Source organism: Sphingomonas faeni (assembly GCF_003053745.1).
Classification (GTDB): Bacteria; Pseudomonadota; Alphaproteobacteria; order Sphingomonadales; family Sphingomonadaceae; genus Sphingomonas; species Sphingomonas faeni.
The window spans coordinates 301,936-321,540 of record NZ_QAYE01000005.1 but is presented as its reverse complement, the minus strand read 5'-3'; the positions used below and the strand labels follow the sequence as shown (position 1 = coordinate 321,540).

The 19,605-nt window shown below is 66.5% G+C and carries 15 protein-coding genes; 8 read left to right on the top strand and 7 right to left on the bottom strand.

Features of this window, described 5'->3' with window-relative positions; translation table 11 throughout:
• The first annotated feature begins 20 nt into the window (after positions 1-20).
• The 8 genes from C8J25_RS11520 to C8J25_RS11485 all read left to right on the top strand — a co-directional run bounded on the left by C8J25_RS11520 (position 21) and on the right by C8J25_RS11485 (position 12,368).
• Positions 21-1,535: a rhamnogalacturonidase gene (locus tag C8J25_RS11520; RefSeq protein ID WP_107954539.1), complete on the top strand. Its 1,515-nt coding sequence runs from the start codon at positions 21-23 to the stop codon at positions 1,533-1,535.
• Between the two features lie 73 nt (positions 1,536-1,608).
• Positions 1,609-1,923, top strand: coding sequence for an L-rhamnose mutarotase (locus C8J25_RS11515; RefSeq protein WP_056065402.1), 315 nt, complete (start codon positions 1,609-1,611; stop codon positions 1,921-1,923).
• Entirely contained in the window at positions 1,916-4,939 is a 3,024-nt protein-coding gene (locus tag C8J25_RS11510; protein WP_107954538.1) for a glycoside hydrolase family 35 protein, read from the top strand. Before C8J25_RS11515 ends, C8J25_RS11510 begins: the two co-directional genes overlap by 8 nt.
• Positions 4,936-6,168 carry a glycosyl hydrolase 53 family protein gene (locus C8J25_RS11505; RefSeq protein ID WP_107954537.1) on the top strand — a complete coding sequence of 411 codons (1,233 nt, stop codon included), beginning with the start codon at positions 4,936-4,938 and terminating at the stop codon, positions 6,166-6,168. Before C8J25_RS11510 ends, C8J25_RS11505 begins: the two co-directional genes overlap by 4 nt.
• The gene (gene bglB / locus C8J25_RS11500; RefSeq protein WP_107954536.1) at positions 6,169-7,281 is read left to right on the top strand and encodes a beta-galactosidase BglB; all 1,113 of its coding nucleotides are present in this window, start codon (positions 6,169-6,171) and stop codon (positions 7,279-7,281) included.
• Between the two features lie 14 nt (positions 7,282-7,295).
• Complete coding sequence (locus C8J25_RS11495) at positions 7,296-9,875, top strand: glycosyl hydrolase 115 family protein (RefSeq protein ID WP_107954535.1); 2,580 nt, start codon at positions 7,296-7,298, stop codon at positions 9,873-9,875.
• The gene (locus C8J25_RS11490; RefSeq protein WP_107954534.1) at positions 9,865-11,409 is read left to right on the top strand and encodes an MFS transporter; all 1,545 of its coding nucleotides are present in this window, start codon (positions 9,865-9,867) and stop codon (positions 11,407-11,409) included. The genes C8J25_RS11495 and C8J25_RS11490 overlap by 11 nt, the downstream gene beginning before the upstream one ends.
• Positions 11,370-12,368: a glycoside hydrolase family protein gene (locus C8J25_RS11485; RefSeq protein ID WP_244187022.1), complete on the top strand. Its 999-nt coding sequence runs from the start codon at positions 11,370-11,372 to the stop codon at positions 12,366-12,368. The genes C8J25_RS11490 and C8J25_RS11485 overlap by 40 nt, the downstream gene beginning before the upstream one ends.
• Here C8J25_RS11485 and C8J25_RS11480 read toward each other — a convergent pair.
• From C8J25_RS11480 to rhmD, 7 genes are all read right to left on the bottom strand, one after another.
• The gene (locus tag C8J25_RS11480; protein ID WP_107954582.1) at positions 12,365-13,201 is read right to left on the bottom strand and encodes an alpha/beta hydrolase; all 837 of its coding nucleotides are present in this window, start codon (positions 13,199-13,201) and stop codon (positions 12,365-12,367) included. The genes C8J25_RS11485 and C8J25_RS11480 overlap by 4 nt on opposite strands.
• Positions 13,201-14,283: a glycoside hydrolase family 43 protein gene (locus tag C8J25_RS11475; RefSeq protein WP_107954533.1), complete on the bottom strand. Its 1,083-nt coding sequence runs from the start codon at positions 14,281-14,283 to the stop codon at positions 13,201-13,203. The genes C8J25_RS11480 and C8J25_RS11475 overlap by 1 nt, the downstream gene beginning before the upstream one ends.
• Entirely contained in the window at positions 14,280-15,347 is a 1,068-nt protein-coding gene (gene rhaT / locus C8J25_RS11470; protein ID WP_107954532.1) for an L-rhamnose/proton symporter RhaT, read from the bottom strand. Before rhaT ends, C8J25_RS11475 begins: the two co-directional genes overlap by 4 nt.
• Complete coding sequence (locus tag C8J25_RS11465) at positions 15,344-16,246, bottom strand: amidohydrolase family protein (RefSeq protein WP_107954531.1); 903 nt, start codon at positions 16,244-16,246, stop codon at positions 15,344-15,346. The genes rhaT and C8J25_RS11465 overlap by 4 nt, the downstream gene beginning before the upstream one ends.
• Positions 16,247-16,466: 220 nt before the next feature.
• The gene (locus C8J25_RS11455; RefSeq protein WP_107954530.1) at positions 16,467-17,216 is read right to left on the bottom strand and encodes an SDR family NAD(P)-dependent oxidoreductase; all 750 of its coding nucleotides are present in this window, start codon (positions 17,214-17,216) and stop codon (positions 16,467-16,469) included.
• Complete coding sequence (locus C8J25_RS11450) at positions 17,213-18,070, bottom strand: 2,4-didehydro-3-deoxy-L-rhamnonate hydrolase (RefSeq protein WP_056064897.1); 858 nt, start codon at positions 18,068-18,070, stop codon at positions 17,213-17,215. The genes C8J25_RS11455 and C8J25_RS11450 overlap by 4 nt, the downstream gene beginning before the upstream one ends.
• A gap of 43 nt (positions 18,071-18,113) precedes the next feature.
• Complete coding sequence (rhmD, locus tag C8J25_RS11445) at positions 18,114-19,298, bottom strand: L-rhamnonate dehydratase (protein ID WP_107954581.1); 1,185 nt, start codon at positions 19,296-19,298, stop codon at positions 18,114-18,116.
• Positions 19,299-19,605 lie beyond the last annotated feature (307 nt).

Here is a 19,605-nt window from a genome sequence, read left to right as displayed (position 1 = left end):
GCGGCTCCGGGGCCTTGTCCGTGACACGCCGCGACGTCGGACTGGGGCTAGGCGCGGCGTTGCTCCCGTTTCCCGCGCATGCCGCGACGACGATAAACGCGCGCGACCACGGCGCGCGCGGCGATGGGCGGACGATCGACAGCACTGCGATCAACGCCGCGATTGCCGCCGCCGCCAAGGCCGGCGGGGGCACCGTGACCATCCCCGCGGGCCGCTATCTCTGCTTCTCGATCCGGCTAAAAAGCCATGTGACGATCCAGCTTGCCAGGGGCACGGTGATCGAGGCGGCCGATCCGGCGCGCCATGCCGGGCACTACGACCTGCCCGAAGACCGCGGCGAGCAACTGTACCAGGATTTCGGCCACAGCCATTGGCGCAACAGCCTGTTCTGGGGCGAGGATGTAGAGAACGTCGCGATCGCCGGTCCCGGCCTGATCCACGGGCTTGGGCTGACCCGCGACGGCCCCGGCGCACGCTGGAAGGCGCAGATCGGCGAGCGGCCGCTATCGATGCGCCAGATGAGCGCGGCCGATATCGCGCGGCTCGAACCCGATGCTGCGCGCATGAACGGTCTCGGCAACAAGGCGATCGCGTTCAGGAACGGCCGCAATATCCGCCTGTCCGGTTTCTCAATGCTAAAATGCGGGCATTTCGCGATCCTCGCGACGGGCACGCGCGACCTGCACATCCACGACCTGACGATCGACACCGATCGCGACGGCATCGACCTCGATTGCGTCCAGCGCACGATCGTCGAGCGATGCCGCGTCAACACGCCCAACGACGACGCGATCGTCGTCAAGAGCAGTTTCGCGCTCGGCCGCGCGGTTGCTTCGGAGGACGTGACGGTGCGGCATTGCGCGGTGTCGGGCTACGACCTCGGGACGATGCTCGACGGCACGCGGCGAATGACGCAGCAACTCGCGCCCGACCGTGACCGCGTCACCGGGCGGATCAAGCTCGGGACCGAAAGCAACGGCGGATACCGGCGTATCCTGATCGAGGATTGCAGCTTCACCCACTGCCGCGGGCTTGCGCTGGAAACGGTGGACGGCGGCGTCATGGAGGACGTCGTCGTGCGCCGCATCACGATGCGCGACGTGACGACTGCGCCGCTGTTCTTGCGGATCGGCGACAGGCGACGCGGCCCTGCCGGAACAGACGTCGGTGAGATCCGCCGGGTAACGTTGAGCGACATCGACGCCACCGGGATCGATCACCGCTTCGCTGCGACGATTGCAGGCTTGCCCGGCCATCCGGTCGAAGACGTCACGCTTTCGCGCATCCATTTGTCCTATCGCGGCGGCGGCACTGCGGAGGACGCGGCACGACGACCCGAAGACCTCGCCGGCGCCTACCCGGAGCCGAGCATGTTCGGCGTCCTGCCCGCCTGGGGCTTGTGGGTCCGGCACGCGAAGGGCCTCGTGATCGACCGACTGGATCTAGCCGCCGCCAGACCCGACGCCCGTCCGCCCTTCGTGATCGAGAACACCACCGGACTTTCGGTGACACGGACCCAACTCTGGCGCGGTTAGCATTTGACCTGAGCATCGAACGCCTTTACCAAATCGTACATAGCAATACCACATAGTGGATTGGGAGGGTGCGATGTCGATCCATGCGTTCAGGATGCAGCTGAAGCCCGGCGTGGTCGACGAATACCGCAAGCGCCACGACGAAATCTGGCCCGAACTGTCCGCCTTGCTGACCGAGAGCGGCATCCATGACTATTCGATCTTCCTCGACGAGGCGACGCTGGCGCTGTTCGCCGTCCTGAAGCTCGCCGAACCGAACACGCGCGATGCCCTCCCCGATCACCCGGTGATGAAACGCTGGTGGGATCACATGGCGCCGCTGATGGAGGTTGAGGATAACAACCGCCCGAAGGAATGGTCGCTCCCGCTGATCTTCCACCATGATTGATCGCACCCGCCTGATCGCCTTGGCGCTCGCCACCGCGCTGACACCGGTCACCGCGACGGCGCAGGTCGCACGCCCGACGCAGAACCTCGCCGCGCCGGTCAAGACCTTCGGCCGCGTGTCGTACGACGCACGGTCGCTGATGATCGACGGCAAGCGTCAGGTAATCTGGTCGAGCGAATTCCACCCGTTCCGCCTGCCTAGCCCCGATCTGTGGCGTGATATTCTGCAGAAGATGAAGGCGAGCGGGTTCAACACCGTCGCGCTCTATTTCGACTGGGGATATCACAGCCCCAAACAGGGCGTGTACGACTTCACCGGCATCCGCGACGTTGAGCGCGTGCTGGCGATGGCGCAGGAAGAAGGGCTTTATGTCATCACCCGCGCCGGACCGTACGTGAATGCGGAGCTGTCGCGCGGCGGGTTTCCGGGCTGGCTAGTCAACCAGAAGGCCCGCGCAAGGACCGACGACCCGGCATATCTCGCCGCGGTCGACGAGTGGCTCACCCACGTCAACGCGGTCATCGCGCGGCACCAGATCAACGGCGACGGCAAGGGCCATAGCGGCACCGTCATCCTGCATCAGATCGAGAACGAACTGGCGCTGACCACGCCCGCACAGCGCCGCTACATGGACCATCTCTACGCCAAGGCCCGCGCCGACGGCATCACCGTGCCGCTGTTCCACAACGACCAGGGCCGCAACGGATATTGGGTGCCCGAAAGCTCGACCGTCGCGAACGTCGTGAAGGGGCCGAACGATATGTACGCGTTCGACGGCTATCCCGGCGGCACCTGCACCGTCGCGGGCAAGCCGACGCGCGGCGTGGCGGCCCCCGACTGGGGGTTCTACGGTCCCGGCGGTGCAAAGGGTGGCGCATCCGCCTCGCCCGATACGCCGGCTTTCCTCGCCGAATTCGGTGGCGGCTGGTTCGATTACTGGGGCTCGAACGGCGGCTACGAATGCAACGCCGTCCAGCGCGGCAAGCGGTTCCAGCGCGTGTTCTACGGCACCAACCTCGCCAACGGCATTGATATCCAGAGCTTCTACATGGGCTATGGCGGCACGAGCTGGGGCTGGCTCCCCGCCCCCGTCGTGTTCACGAGCTACGATTACGGTGCGGCGATCTCCGAAGCGCGCGAGGTGCGCAGCAAGGCGGAGGAGATGAAACAGCTCGGTGGGCTGATCGGCGCGGTGCCGGATCTAGCGGGCATGGTCCCCGCCGCGCCGGTACAGGTGTCGTCGCCGAACGTGCAGGCGTATCATAACCGCAGCCCGGAGAACGATGCGCGCTTCCTGATGGTGACGCACAAGCCGTCCAACGGCCAGACCGACGACCGCTTCACGATCACCGCCGACCTGCCCGACGGGCGCTACACCTTCCCGCAAGGGGAGCCGATGCGGCTGAACGGGTTCGATGCGAAATGGCTTGTCGCGGGGTTGAGCATCGGCGGGCAGCGGGTGGTATATTCCACGTCCGAATTGCAGACCGCACTGACGATCGATCGCGGCGACGTGATGCTGCTGTACGGTCGCGCTGGAGAGACCGGCGAGACGGTGTTGCGCTATGCGTCCGCACCGACGGTGACACTGCTCGAAGGCTCCGCCACCAGCGCGTTCGACGCAGCGAAGGGAGATCTCCGGCTCGACTATACGCATGCCGGGCGCGCGGTAGTGCGAATTACCGGCGGCGGGCGCCCTGCCCTCACGCTGATCCTTGCCGACGAGGCCGAGGCGGTACGCTATTGGCGGGGCAGCGACGCGGTGCTCGTGCGTGGGCCCGCGTTGCTGCGCTCGACCAAGGCGACCGGCGGCACGCTGGCGCTGACCGGCGATACTGCCGACACGACGCCGCTCGAAATCTGGGCCCCTGCCGCGCTGCGGTCGGTGCGGTGGAACGGGACGGCGGTTGCGACGAAGACGACCGCGATCGGTAGCCGAAGCGCGACGACCGCATTGCCCGGTCCTGCACCCGTCATGCTGCCAGCACTGACCGGCTGGCGGATGGCGCAGGGTTCGCCCGAAGCCACACCCGGCTTCGACGACAGCAGCTGGCAGGCGATCGACGGACGCGGCAGCGCGACGACGACCGCCAAACCCGACGGCCAGCCGAACCTGACGATGGACTCCTACGGCTTCCACGACGGCGACGTCTGGTATCGCGGCCGCTTCACCGGCACGCCCGATGCGAAGCAGATCGCGCTGTTCTACGGCGCGGGCGGCTCCGGGATGGTACAGGTCTGGATCGACGGGCAGTTCGTTGGCCAGAACGAACTCCCCAGCGGCCTGCCGCGGCCGATCACGACCGGGCTTGCACGGTTCGACCTGCCCGCCTCCGCACAAGCCACTGGCGAGCATGTCGTCAGCGTCATGGTGCGCAACAACGGGCATAATTGGGACCTCGATTCCGACGATTATCACAAGGAAGCGCGCGGGCTGGTCTCCGTGTCGATCGAGGCGCCGGGCGGGCGCAGCTTCGGCATACCGATCGCGTGGAAGATCCAGGGCAAGCTCGGCGGCGAGGACCTCCCCGATCCGGCGCGCGGCCCCGCCAACAACGGCGGCCAATATGGCGAACGGTTCGGCTGGCACCTGCCCGGCTTCGACGACAAGGCCTGGGCCGCAGCGACGATCCCCGCCACCACGGCGACGCCCGGCACGACCTGGTATCGTACGCACTTCGATCTCGCGGTGCCGAAGGGCCAGGACACGACGATCGCCCTCGCATTCGGCGACACGACGACGCCGCGCTCGGTCGCCCGCTACCGTGCGCTGCTGTTCGTCAATGGCTGGAACATGGGCCAATTTATCGCGCATGTCGGACCGCAGCGCGTGTTCCCGATCCCCGAGGGCATCCTCAACCACCACGGGGCGAACACCGTCGCGCTCGCAGTCACGTCCGACGGCGCGCCCGGCGATGCGATCGAGCAGGTCCGCCTGGTGACGATGCGCAACGTCAAGGGCGGCGTGCCGGTGCGGATGGTGGCGGCACCCGACCGGCTGGGCGCCGCCAAATGATCACGCGCAGAACATTTGGCGCGGGCGCTGGGGCGGCCTGCCTCGCCAGCATCGCACCAGCCGCAAAGGTCGCAAGCGGCGCGAGGCCATGGCCCTATCTAATCGGCGCGGACGTCTCGTGGATCCCGGAGGACGAGTTCGCCGGCGCGACGTATTTCGAGAACGGCGTCACCAAGGACCCGCTCGCAATCCTCCGCGATGCCGGGTTCAACGCAATCAAGCTGCGGCTCTTCGTCGATCCTGCGAAGGGGTATTCGAGCGGCAAGCCGGGCGGGCCGTGGTGCGACCTGCCGCGCACGATCGCGTTCGCCAAGCGGATCAAGGCCGCCGGTTTCCACCTGTCGCTGACGCTGCATTATTCCGACACCTGGGCCGATCCGCAGCATCAGGACAAGCCCGCCGCCTGGGCTGCGCTCACGTTCCCCCAACTGGTCGAGGCAGTCCACCGCCATACCGTTGACGCGCTGTCGGCGATGAAGCGCGCGGGGGCCGCCCCCGACCTGGTCGTTATCGGTAACGAGACGACCTTCGGCATGCTCTGGCCCGACGGACGCGTGCCGCTGACGATTCCGACCGGCAATCCGCAGACCGATGCGGTGCACATGAACGTGCCCGGCGCAGGCGGGTACGACCGGTTCGCGATGCTGTTGAAAGCCGGGATTGCAGGCGCGCGCGAAGCGACGCCTAAGGCGCGGGTGGCGGTGCACAATCATCTCGGGCGGCATTGGCCGATCGTCCGCTACTGGATGGACAATCTCCTTCAGCGCGGCGTCAAATTCGATGCCACCGGCTTCTCCTGCTACCAGCAACAGGCGCAGGGCGACTGGGCGCGAACCTTTACCGAGTTCGCCAAAGCCTATCCCGATCACGGCTTTCTCGCGCTCGAATATTCGTCGCGCAAACGCTACGTGAACGACCTCGTCCAAGCGCAGCCGCACGGCTGGGGCAGCTTCATCTGGGAGCCGACGCGGCACCAGGAAGCCATCTTCGCGCACAACGGCACGCCCGCCGGCGAAGGGCCCAAGCCCGACCTCCTCTCGCAGGGGATCAACGCCGCCGAAGCGCCCGGCGCCGTGACGACACCAACCGCACCGGCACCACCGAACGGCACGACGCCGTCGAACGGTCATGGCGGCCGCTACGACGCGGACCCCGAATTTCTCACCCTCTATCGGACGATGGCGCGCGACTACGGGCTCAGCCCTGCGCGTCCCAACAGGAGACTATAAGTGGCTGCCCTCACCCATAATGTGCCGCGCGCGGACGTGACCGCCGCGATCGCCAAGCTGATGGACAACCTCGTCAACATCAAGGACGAGACCGGCGAGTTCTTGCTGCGGCTCGAAGACGGCCGGGTCATCGACACCAAGGGCTGGGCCGGCTGGGAATGGACCCACGGCGTCGGCCTGTTCGGGATGTGGCGCTATTACGAGCAGACCGGCGACGCAGGCGCGCTGGCGATCATCAAGCAGTGGTTCGAGGATCGTTTCGCCGAAGGCACGCCGACCAAGAACATCAACACCGTCGCGCCGTTCATCACGCTCGCCTATCTCTACGAGCGCGAGCCGGATCCGCGCTACATCCCGTATCTCGACACCTGGGCCGAATGGCTGATGGCGCCGGACGGCCTGCCCAAGACCGAGGAAGGCGGGTTCCAGCATATCGTCTACAATGACGAGAATCCGGGTGAGATGTGGGACGACACGCTGATGATGTCGGTGTTGCCGCTCGCCAAGATCGGCCTGCTGCTCAACCGCCCGCACTATGTCGAGGAGGCCAAGCGGCAATTCCTCGTCCATATCAAATACCTGTTCGACAAGAAGACCGGGCTTTGGTTCCACGGCTGGGACTTCAACGGGCGGCACAATTTCGCGGAGGCGCTGTGGGCGCGCGGCAATTGCTGGGTGACGATCGCGATTCCCGAGATCATCGAGATCCTCGACCTGCCGGTGGGCGATGCGTTCCGCACCTTCCTGATCGATACGCTCGCAGCGCAGGTGAAGACGCTCACCGAGACGCAGGACGAGAGCGGCCTGTGGCACACGCTGGTGATGGACCCGACCAGCTATCTCGAAGCGTCGGCGACCGCGGGCTTCGCCTATGGCATCCTGAAGGGCGTCCGGAAGGGCTATCTGCCGCGCCACTACGAGGCGGTCGGGATCAAGGCCGTGCAGGGCGTGCTCGCCAATATCGACGAGGCCGGCGAACTGAAGCAGGTCAGCTTCGGCACCGCGATGGGCGACACGCAGCAATTCTACAAGGACATCGCGCTCACCTCGATGCCTTACGGCCAGAGCCTCGCGATGGTCGCGCTCGCCGAGTTCCTGCGGACCTATATCTGACCCTGCGGCGTGCCTTGCTTGCGGCCGCACTGTGGCTCGGGGCACCAGCCTCGGCCGAACCGGTCGCACGTCTCGTGTCGTTCGAGCCCGGGGCGGGTCTCGCACTGGCGGACGCGCAAGGCATCGCGCGCGTGGTGACGGCGCCGGGTGACCACGAGGTCGTCCGGATCGCCGCCGCCGACCTGACGAGTGACATACGGCGCGTGACCGGTGCCACGACCGCCAACGGCACGCAGATCTGGCTCGGCACGCTCGGTCGCAACCCCGCGATCGACCGGCTGGTCCGGCGTGGCATACTCGACGTCTCGAAACTGCGCGACGCGTGGGAGAGCTTCCTGATCGCCACCGTCGCCAACCCCGCACCCGGTATCCCGGCAGCGCTGGTGATCGTCGGCAGCGATCGTCGCGGGACTGCGTTCGGCGCGTACGAGCTGTCACGCGCGATCGGTGTGTCGCCGTGGCATTGGTGGGCCGACGTCACGCCCGAGCATCACGCCGCGATTTATGCGGCGACCGGTCTCCACCGCTTCGGGCCGCCGTCGGTCCGGTATCGCGGGGTTTTCCTCAACGATGAGGACTGGGGACTGCAACCCTGGGCTGCCGGCACGTTCGAGCCAGAAGCCGGCACGATCGGGCCGAAGACCTACGCCAAACTGTTCGAGCTCATGCTGCGGCTGAAGGCGAACATGGTCTGGCCGGCGATGCACAAGGTCACCGCGCCGTTCAACGCGAACCCCGCGAATGCGCGCCTCGCAGACCGCTATGCGATCGTCATGGGATCGAGCCATGCCGAGCCGATGCTGCGCAACAATGTCGGCGAATGGACGGCGCCGGCGACAGAGTTCAACTATGTGACCAACCCTGCCGGCGTCGCGGACTATTGGCGCGCACGCGTCCGGGCGAACGGCCAGTATGAGAGCGTCTGGACGCTCGGGATGCGCGGCATCCACGACAGCGGGATCGTCGGCCCGGCCACCGACGATGCGCGGCGATCTCTGCTTGAACGCATATTCACCGATCAGCGCGCGATGCTGGCGCGCGGCGTGAACCGGGATCTAACGCGCGTTCCGCAGGTCTTCACGCCGTACAAGGAAGTCCTCGACGTCTATCGCGGCGGGCTGAAGGTACCCGACGATGTCACGCTGATGTGGCCCGACGATAATTTCGGCTATATCCGCCACGTCCCCGACGCCGCCGAGCGCGCGCGGTCGGGCGGATCGGGCATCTATTATCACTTGTCCTATCTTGGCGCGCCGCTGTCGTATCTCTGGCTGTCGACCACCCCGCCCGCGCTGATCCGCGAGGAACTTGGGCGGGCTTGGGATGCGGGTGCGCGGCGGATGTGTGTCGCCAATGTCGGCGACCTCAAGCCCGCGGAACTCGCGACCGATTATTTCCTGCAGCTTGCTTGGGACGTACCGGGCACGCGCGGCAAACCGATCGATACCGTCGTCACGGACTGGGCGGCCCGCACGGTCGGCGCCGATGTCGCGCCGGAGATCGCCGCGATCATGGCTGAGCATCACCGGCTTAATTTCCAGCGCCGGCCCGAGCATCTGCAATGGTGGCTGCCCGGCGAACTCTCGAAGCCGAGCCCGCTTGCCCCTGCCGAGATCGCAACCCGCCTCGCCGCCTTCGATACGTTGCGCGCGCGCGTCCGCTCGATCGCGCCTCGCATTGCGCCCAACCGTCGCGACGCGTTCTTCGAACTGGTCGACTATCCGGTGACCGCGGCCGCGCTCGCCAATACGCGTGTGTTCGATGCCGAGGCGCATGATCGCCTGCGCGATACCGATCCGGTTGGTGCGGCAGTCGCTGGCGAGCGTTCGCGCGCGGCGGATGCTGAAATCGCCGCGCTGACGCGCCGCTACAATACCGAGATCGCGGGCGGGAAGTGGCGGGGGATGATGGCCGTCGAACCCGCCGACGGGCAGTGGCGTCGTTACCGCTTGTCGGTTCCAATCCTGCCCGCCCCAACTGCACCTCCCCGGCGGAGGCCGGGGCCCAGTTGGAAGGTCCCTGGTGAGATCGCGCCGCCCTCCGTTACCTCAGTCGTTCCAACTGGGCCCCGGCCTTCGCCGGGGAACCGGGAGGTTTTGCCAACGGCAACGATAGTGATCGAGGCGGAAGAGGCAGAAGGTCCACGCACCGGCTGGCGCGTGGTCGACGGCCTCGGCCGCAACGGTGCCGCTGTAGCGACCAGCGTACCGGCGACGCTGTCGTATACTGTGACGCTCCCGCCCGGTCGCTGGCAGCTTTCAGCGGAAACGTTGCCGACCTACCCGACGATCGAAGGCGCCGACCTCGCGGTGTCGGTCGCGATCGACGGCGGGCCGCCCGTACACGTCGGTGCTCCGCGCAAGACCGGCGACAAAGCATGGGCGCTTGCAGTGCTCGATAACCGCCTCGACCTCACGCTACCGACACCGCTCGGGGCCGGACGACACAGTGTGACGATCGGGATCGACGACCCCGCGATCGTGTTCGACGCGCTGCGCTTCGATCCGCTTCCCGCCTCAACTCCAGCCGCCTCATCTTCAGCCGCCCCATCTTCAGCCAACGCCGGTACCCAAGGACTTTCGCATGGCCACTGATCCGATCGCCGCCCGTCCGGCCCTGCCGCTCGCGCCCGCCCGTCCGGTACGCTGGTATAATCTGCTCGCCTATGGATCGAACGACGTGCTCGGCGCGGGGTCGATGGCGGTCATCAGCACGTGGATCCTGATCTTCTATACCAGCTTCTGCGGACTGTCCGCAGCGCAGGCGACGATCATCTTCGGCGTCGCGCGCGTGCTAGACGCGTTCACCAGCCCGACGATCGGCCACCTGTCCGACAATCTCGGGCGGAGCTGGCTGGGGCGCAAGTTCGGCCGGCGGCGGTTCTTCATTCTCGCCGCGATCCCGCTGCTGCCGTCGTTCGCGATCATGTGGGTCGCAGGCCAGGGCTTCTGGTATTACCTCGTGACGTACGTGCTGTTCGAGATGGTCTATGCGATGGAGATCATCCCGTACGAGACGCTCGCGTCGGAGATGGCGACCGATTACCGCACCAAGGCGAAGTTCGCCGGCGCGCGCATCCTGTGCGGCCAGTGCTCGGCGATCGCGGCGGCGTTCCTGCCGGGCTGGCTGATCGCGTATCTCGGGCCGGATTCGCCCGACACGTATCTGTATATGGGCATGATCTTCTCGGTCCTGTTCATGGGCGCTGCGGGTCTGCTGTACGCGTTCAGCTGGGAGCGGCAGCGGCCGGAGGGGCTCGACGAGGTCCAGGCAGTCGAGAAAGCATCGCTCGGCGTGGCGTTCAAGGCGCTCTACCGCAACCTGTTCTCGACGCTGCGGATCCGCGCGTTCCGTCTGCATCTCGGCATGTATCTGGGCGGCTATATCAGCCAGGACATCTACAACGCAGCGTTCACCTATTTCGTGATCTTCGCGCTGGCCGGATCGACCGCGATCGTCGCGAACCTCGTCGGGGTGACGTATATCGTCCAACTCGTCGCAGTGGTGCTGGCGATCAACTTCGCACTGCGGCTGTCCCCGGCTGCCGCCTACCGGTTCGCGGCGCTGAGTTTCGCGATCGGCGTGGTGATCTTCCTCGCGATGTACGCGGCGGGCTATACCGCGACGTCGGCGCTATTCTGGCTGCCGGTGGTGTTCGCCGGGCTCGGCCGCGGCGCACTCAACTACATCCCGTGGGCGACCTACAACTACATGGCCGACGTCGACGAGATCGTTACCGGGCGCCGTCGCGAAGGCGCGTTCGCCGGCGTGATGACGTTCGTGCGCAAGATGAGCCAGGCGCTGGCGGTGATCCTGGTCGGGCAGGTGATGCAGGCGTCGGGCTTCGTCTCGAAGGCAACCGCGCAGAGCCCGCAGGCGATCTACGCGATCGTCGCGGTGCTCGGCGCGGGGACGATCGCGATGCTGGTGTTCGGGGTGCTCGTGTCGACGCGTTTCCGGCTGACGCCCGCCACGCATGCGATCCTGCTGGAGGAGATCGAGCATCTGCGGCGCGGCGAGCGGACTCCATCGACGCCGGACAACGCGCGCGTGGTCGAGGATCTGTCGGGCTGGTCCTACGATAAGCTGTGGGGCAACAACCCCGTCGCGGCGGCGGGCACGCGGTGATCCTGTTCGCCGCCGCGTTGCTCGCCGGCGCGCCGGTTGCGCCGAAACCTCTGTTCCGCGATCCGGTACACGACGGCGCCGCCGATCCCTCGACTGTCTATGATGCGGCCCGCCGCGAATGGGTGATGTTCTACACCAACCGCCGCGCCGACCTGCCGATGGCCGACGCGAAGGACGTGCGCTGGGTGCATGGTACCGCGATAGGCACCGCGCGCTCGCGTGACGGCGTGCACTGGCGCTACGGCGGCACCGCGGCGATCCCCGCATCCTGCACCGGCGCGACGTTGTGGGCGCCCGATGTCCAGTATCTCGGAGGGCGGTGGCATATGTGGCTGACCGTCGTGCCGGGCGTCTTCCGCGACTGGAACGCCCCGCGGTTCATCGTCCACCTGACCTCGCGCGACCTGAAGCGCTGGACCTGCGGCGAGCGGCTGTCGCTCGGCTCCGACCGGGTGATCGATGCGAGCGTCGCGGCGCTGCCCGGTGGCGGCTATCGACTCTGGTATAACGACGAGCGGCTGAACAAGGCGATCCGCTACGCCGACAGCGACGATCTGGTGCACTGGCGCGTGAAGGGCACGATCGTCGACACGCCCGGCGAGGGACCGAAGGCGTTCCGCTGGAAGGGCCGGTGGTGGCTGATCTCCGATGCGTGGAAGGGATTGCTGGCGATGCGCTCGACGGATGGCGAGCACTGGACGCGGCAACCTGATTATCTGCTCGCGACGCCGGGCCACGCCGAAACCGATCGCGCCAAAGGGCAGCATCCCGATGTGATCGTCGCGGGAGATCGCGCGTACATCGTCTATTTCGTCCAGCAGTCCGGCGAACCACAGTCCACGCGCGATCCCGAATGGCACCGCCGCAGCGTGCTCCAGATTGCCGAACTGAAGGAAATCGAGGGCATCCTCACGGTGGACCGCGACGCGCCGACCGTGATCCGGCTCGCACGCCGCTAGTCGAGAAAGCCGACCTGCCGCAGCCAGGCCTCGCACAGCGTCGGCCAGATCGAGACGGGCAGCCCTCGCGTATCGAGCGCGAAACCATGCGGCGCATTGGCAAAGACGTGGAGTTCGGCCGCACCGCCGGCGTCCTGCCACGCCGTGTGGAGCCGGCGGGCGTTCTCGACCGGGACGACGGGATCGTTGCCGGCGTAGACGATGAACGCAGGCGGTGGCGACGGCAGCAGTTGCGCATCGGGTTGCAGCCGGTCGTACATCGCCTGTTTCTCGACCGGCGGCAAAGGCGGCTTGTCGGCGATGATCGTCCGTCCCGCCGCGTTGGTGGAGATCGGGGCATAGCCAATAACCATCACGTCGGGCCGCGTCGGCTCGTCGGGATGACGGGACACCGGCGCCGTCCATTCGTCCGGATACGCCGCGGCGAGGCATGCAGCCAGATGACCGCCCGACGATAGTCCGACCACGCCGAGCCCCGCCGGCGCGAGTCCGCTTCCACGGATCAACCGCATCGCCTCGCGCGCGTCGTCGAGCGGTGCGGCGATGCCGTGGGCAGCGTTGGGGAAACGGTGGATCAGGACGAACGTGTGATAGCCTAGCCCCGTCAGCCAGGCGGCGACCTGCACCCCTTCCCTGCCCGCCATCAACTGCGTGTAGCCGCCGCCGCCAAGCACGAGCATCGCCCGGCCATTGGGCTTGGCGGCACGGAACCCGAGCAGCACCGGCTGGTCCACCGCCGCGACGACGGCGACCTCGGCCGCGACCGAAGGATCCTCGAACGTCACCGCGGGCTCGTCTGCCCACAGCGGCCACACATCATCTGCACCCAGCATCACGAACACCCCGGTTTAGCGTTGTCGAACGACGAGTGCCCCGGCATGCAGGGGTGAGTCGGATACGCCTCGCCGTCGAGTTCGGTCGCCTCGCGTACCACCGCCAGCCGATCGCCCTCGTCGCGCATCTCGTACAGCTTGCCGAGCGCGAAGTTGAACGGGCGGTGGAGGATCATCATCAGCCGGCCATCGAACGCGCGGAACAGCATGCCGTGGCCGCTGTCGCGTTCGACGAGCGGACCGAGTTGCTCCCACGGACCTTCGATGCCGCCCGATCGCGAGCGCGCCTGCCCCTCGACATAGCCCTTCTTGCCATAGCTCGACCACAGCATCAGCAGCGCGCCGGTCTTGCTGCGATACAGTTCGGGGCCGTCGGTGACATAGACCGTGTCGCCGTCGGCCTGTTTCTGGCCGACCACCCATGCAGCATCGTTCGCCGCGAACAGGCGTTTCGGCGAGCCCGTCGCGGACAGGTCATCGTTCAGCGGCACCGCTTCCATCGTGCCGATCGTCGTCTGCCACCATTCGTGCGCGTAGACGAGCCACGGCTTGCCCTTCGGGTCGACGTACAGCGTGCCGTCGAGCGACATCTCGTCCTTCGACACGATCGGCTCGCCACCCCGAACCAATGCGTAAGGCCCGTCGATCTTGTCCGCGACCGCGAGGACGGTGCCGCGACGATAGGTCGCGCGGTTGCCGTTGGGCGTCAGCGGCGAGGCCGGATCGTGGAACGTCGCGAATAGATACCAGCGGTTCTTCCAGCGGTGCACTTCCGGCGCCCAGCTTCCCGCCTTGGCCCAGACGTCGCCGGGCAACACGAACACGAGCTTGGGTTTGGTCCAGTGCTTCAGGTCGCGGCTTGCATACATCATTGTGCCCAGCCGCGAGTCGCCGGTCATCGCGACCTCGTTGCGGGTGAAAAGGTGATAGGTGCGGCTTGCCTTGTCGGCGACGATCCACGGATCGTGGAGGTGCATCGCGGTCATCACCAGCGGGGCGTCGGGCTCGCGCGGCGGGGTTGCGGGTGACGCCCCCGCGAGTGCCAGAAGGCCCGCGGCGATCAGGTGCGCGATCCGGCTCATGCGACGGTCTCCACCGCGATGCTGTTGCCATAGCCGATCACCACGGTCGCGATCAGGAGCAGCGCGACGCCCGCCCAGACCACCGCCTTGATCCGCGCGCCGGCGTCCTTCCACTCGCGGAACGCAAAGCCCCACAGCGTGCCGAAGATGATGATGCTCGCCATGTGCAGCGTCCAGCTCGAGAAGCCGAGCCGCCCCATCTGGCTCTCGCCCATGGTGTAGAAGAAGAACTGGAAATACCAGGTGACGCCCGCGAGTGCGCTCAGTGCGTAGTTGCGCAGAAGCGGCGGACGGGCGCCGTCGGTCGTGCGGCCGAGCCATTGCGGTGCGCTGCGGTTCCTGACGATCAACCACGCGCACCAGGCGCCGTTGGTGACGAGCCCGCCAGCCATGATCAGGCACAACACCGGAAGCCCGGTCCAGAGCGGCCCGGTCCCCGCGGTCGCCGACAGCGCCTTGATCGGCTCGCCCGCAGCCAGCCCGAACGCGAAGCACGCGGACATGATCCCGGCGCCGATCGCGACGACGATGCCCTTGCGGAAATCGAACTCGGCGACGACCGCCAGCTTCTGCTCCGGGGTCAGCAGCGCATCCTTCATCGCGCCCGCGATCGCGACGACGACGATGCCGGCGAGCGTCAGGCCGATGCCGGCGAGGACGATGTTGCCGGAAGTGGTCGCGATCAGCTTTTCGTGGAACTCGCCCGTAAACGCCGGCGGGATCAGCGTGCCGAATACGGTGCAAAGGCCAAGCACGACCGCCATGCCGAGCGACAGCCCGAGATACCGCATGACGAGTCCATAACCGAGTCCGCCGAACCCCCACAACACGCCGAACACCATCGGCCACCAGAACGCAGTCGACGGCGCGCGACCGAGCACACCGAGCAGGTCCTGCGTCTGGAGGCTGGCGAAGAACCACGGCGCGACCAGCCACGACACGACGCCGCCGGTCAGCCAGTAGATCTCCCACGACCAGCGCTTCACCCCGCGATAGGGGACGTAGAAGCTGGCCGACGCGAGCCCGCCGAGCCAGTGATACAGCACCCCGAGCAGCGGGTTCAAAGGTCGAGACCCAGCCGGTAGATCCGGTTCGCATTGCCGCCGAACAGCGCGCGGCGTTCGTCTTCGGCGAAGTCGGCGACCAGCGCATGATAGGTTTCGAGGTAGCGATCGATCGGCGCGAACAGCGTGTCGGTCGGCGCGTCGCTGGCGAACAGGCAGCGTTCGGTGCCGAACAGGTCGATCGCTTCGAGCAGGAAGGGCCGCACGCTCTCCGGCGTCCAGTCGCGCGCGATGAAGCCAAGCCCCGACAGCTTGATCGCGACATGCGGCAGTGCCGCGAGCGCGCGCAAGCCGTTGCGCCATTCCGCGATGCCATCGGGATCGGTGAGCACGGGCATGCCAAGGTGGTTGATGATCACCGAGATGTCTGGATGGCGCGCGATCAGCGGCGCGAGGCCCGGCATCTGCGCGGGATAGCATTGCAGGTCGAACGAGAGCGCGTGCGTACGCAGCAGCGCGTAGCCAGCCTGCCACCGGCTGTCCTGCGTGAGGTCGCGCGCCGTGTAGCTGCGAGCCGGATCGGCGTGCCAGTTGACGATCTGGCGAATGCCCCGAACATGGGGGAACGCAGCCTGCGCAGAGAGGTGCGTATCGACGTCGGCATCGTCCAGCGGTGCGTAGGCGACGATCGCGTTGGGCAAGCCGTGCTCGGCGGCGATTCCCTCCAGCCAGCCCGTCTCGTCGAGCGCCTGCACCGAATCCGCACCCGCATCGACATGCACCGCGCCGACGACATTCCACCGCGCGAGCGCCGCGCGGTACTCGGCGACTCCGAAGTCACGCGCGATCGGCTCGACGCTGCCATTGGGGCCGTCGTTGGCGAATGGCGGCGACAACCACGGATAGCGGATATGGCTCAGGTCCCAGAGGTGGATATGCGCGTCGACGAATGGGATCATCGCCTTCTCTCCTGGGTTTGTTGAACCGTACCGCCTCGTGCCGGGCAGCGTTGGCTAAGCGATTTGGGATGACAGTCGGAACGATCCTCCCCCGCCAGGGGGAGGTGGCGCCAAAGGCGACGGAGGGGGAGGATACGGAACAGCGGTTTCCCCTTACCTCCCCCTCCGTCTGGCAAGGGCCAGCCACCTCCCCCTGGCGGGGGAGGATACAAAAGTGCCCCTAGAACGTCGTCCGTCCCCCCGACGTGTCGAACGTCGACGCCGTCGTGAAACTGCATTCCTCCGACGCCATGAAGCACACCATCGCGGTCGATTCCGGGATCTCGCCCAGCCGCCCCATCGGGATCTTCGAGCGCATATACTCGACCTGGCTCGCCGGAAGCTGCTCCAGGATCGGGCTCTCGAACGTCGCCGGGGTCAGCGCATTGGCGATGATGCCCTTGCCCGCGAGCTCCTTGCCGAGGCTCTTGGTCAGCCCGATCACCGCCGCCTTGGTCGCCGAATAGGCGGACGCGTTAGGATTGCCCTCCTTGCCCGCCACTGACGACACGTTGACGATGCGGCCATAGCCGTTCGCGAGCATCAACGGCACGACCGTCCGGCAGCAATAGAACAGCCCGTTCAAATTGATGTCGACGACGCGTTTCCAGCTGTCGAGCGGGTATTCGTGGACCGGTGCGGTCGCCCCCGTAATTCCGGCCGAACAGATCAGGATGTCGACCTTGCCGAGCACGGCCGCGCTCTCGTCCGCCGCCGCGACGACCGTGTCGACGTCGGACACGTCGAGCGCGACGACGTGCGCCGCACCGACCTCGTCCTTCGCCACCGCGAGCTTGGCCGCGTCGAGATCCCACAGCACGACGCTGCCGCCCTCCGCGACGATCCGCTTGGCGACATCCTTGCCGAGCCCCGACGCGCCGCCGGTGACGATCGCGCAGCGACCGGCAAACCGCCCCCGATAGATCGTCATGCGATCGACCCTTCACCCAGATGGCGCCATTCGACGACCGACTGGCGCTGCGTGCCGAGCCCGGCGATGCCGAGTTCCATCACGTCGCCCGCCTTCAGGAAGATCGACTCGGGCTTCTTGCCCTCGCCGACGCCGGGCGGCGTGCCGGTGATCAGCAGGTCGCCGGGGTACAGCGTGATGTATTCGCTGACGTAGGAGATGAGCTGCTTCAGGTCGAAGATCATCGTCTTCGTATTGCCGGTCTGCATCCGCGCGCCGTTGACGTCGAGATGCATGTCGAGGTCCTGCGCGTCGCCGATCTCGTCGGGCGTCACCAGCCACGGGCCGACCGGGCAGAAGGTGTCGTGGCCCTTGCCCTTGCTCCACTGCGACCCGCGCTGCTTCTGGTTGAAACGCTCCGACACGTCGTTGGCGAGGACATAGCCCGCGACCTTGTCAAGCGCCTCGTCCTCCGCGACGTAGCGGCAGGTCTTGCCGATGATCACGCCGAGCTCGACCTCCCAGTCGCCATGCGTCGAACCGCGCGGCAGGACGACGTCGTCGTTGGGGCCGCTGAGGCTGGACAGCGGCTTCATGAACATCATCGGCTCGGTGGGGATCGGCAGGCCGGATTCGATCGCGTGATCGCGGTAGTTGAGGCCGATCGCGACGATCTTGCCGATGCCCTTGATCGGCACGCCGTAGCGCGGCGTACCGTCGACGACCGGCAGCGACGCGGGATCGGCCGCGAGCGCCTGCGCCAACGTTGCGACGCTGAGATCGTCGATCACGCCCGACAGGTCGCGGATCGCACCATCGGCATCGACGATGCCGGGCTTTTCCTGGCCGGGTTGGCCGTAGCGGCAGAGTTTCATGAGGGGACTTTCGGAAAAGAGAATGGCGAAAAGAGAGACTGGATCAATGCGTGTACGGGCGGTGCATCGCGATCTCGGGGTTGAGCGTGACGCCGAAGCCCGGCGCATCGAGCGCGCTCGCCTTTATCCGGCCGTTCTGCGGCACGGGCTCGCCGAGCAACTGCGGGTGGAACATCGGCACTACCTCGGTCGGTCCGGGATGCATCATCAGGAATTCCGCGAACGGCGAATTGTGGCGCGTGATGACGAAGTGATAGCTGTAGACCGACGACCCGTGCGGCACGACCATCTTGCCATGCGCATCGGCCAGCGCGCTGATCTTGAGCAGTTCGGTGACGCCGCCGCACCAGCCGACGTCCGGCTGAATAATGTCGCAACACTCCATTTCGAGCAGCATCCGGAAGCCCCAGCGCGTCGCCTCATGCTCGCCGGTGGTGACCAGCATGCCCTTGGGCACGTTGCGCTTCAGTTCGGCATAGCCCCAGTAATCGTCGGGGCTGATCGCCTCCTCGATCCACTTCAGGCCGTGCTCGTGCGCCGCGATCGCGAGCCGCGTGGCATAGTCGACGTCGAGCGCCATCCAGCAGTCGAGCATCAGCCAGAAATCGGGACCGCATTTCTCGCGCATGTCGGCGATCATCGCGATGTTCTTCTTCATGCCCTCGGCGCCCTCGGCGGGGCCGTGGTGGAGCGGCATCTTGCCACCGATGAAGCCGAGCTCCTTGGCGACGTCGGGCCGCGCGCCGGTCGCGTAGAATTGCAGTTCGTCGCGCACTGCACCACCGAGCAGATGATAGACCGGCTCCTGGCGCAGCTTGCCGAGCAGATCCCACAGCGCGAGATCGACGCCGGAGATCGCGTTCACGACCAGCCCCTTGCGGCCGTAATATTGCGTCGAGAAGTACATCTGGTCCCAGATCTTCTCATACTCGGTCGGCGAGCGCCCTTCGAGGAAGCGCGCGAGGTGCTTTTCGACGATGAACGCCGCGGGTTCGCCCCCTGTCGTGACCGCGAAGCCGACCGTGCCGTCCTCGGCCTCGATCTCGACGACCAGCGTACCGAGCACGTTGATCCCGAAGCTCTGCCGCGACTGGCGGTATTCGGGATAGCGGCTCATCGGCGTCGCGATGTGGTCATCTATCCAGTGCCCCGCGCCTTGGTCGTGATAATCGGCACCACCACCACGAACGACGAACGCCCGGACGTGCTTGATCTTCGGCAAAGTCACAATCGCCACGCTCAACGCTCCTCATCCCCCGCGCCCCACCGGAGGCGCGTCGTACACACCATCGAACGATGTCCGCGTCCTGCCCGCCCGGTCTCGTTCAACCCGGCAACGCAGCATATCCACGTCTCACCCGATGATTTGCATCATCTCATTTTGTGAGACGAATGATTACTTGATGAGAATGTCCGCGTCAAACCCAGACTTGAACTGATACTGGAAATCCTTCGTGCAGCCTGCGGACCGGGTCACATCCAACCACCCCACGGAAAAGGCCTGACACGGCCATAAATAGATGATATGTGATCAG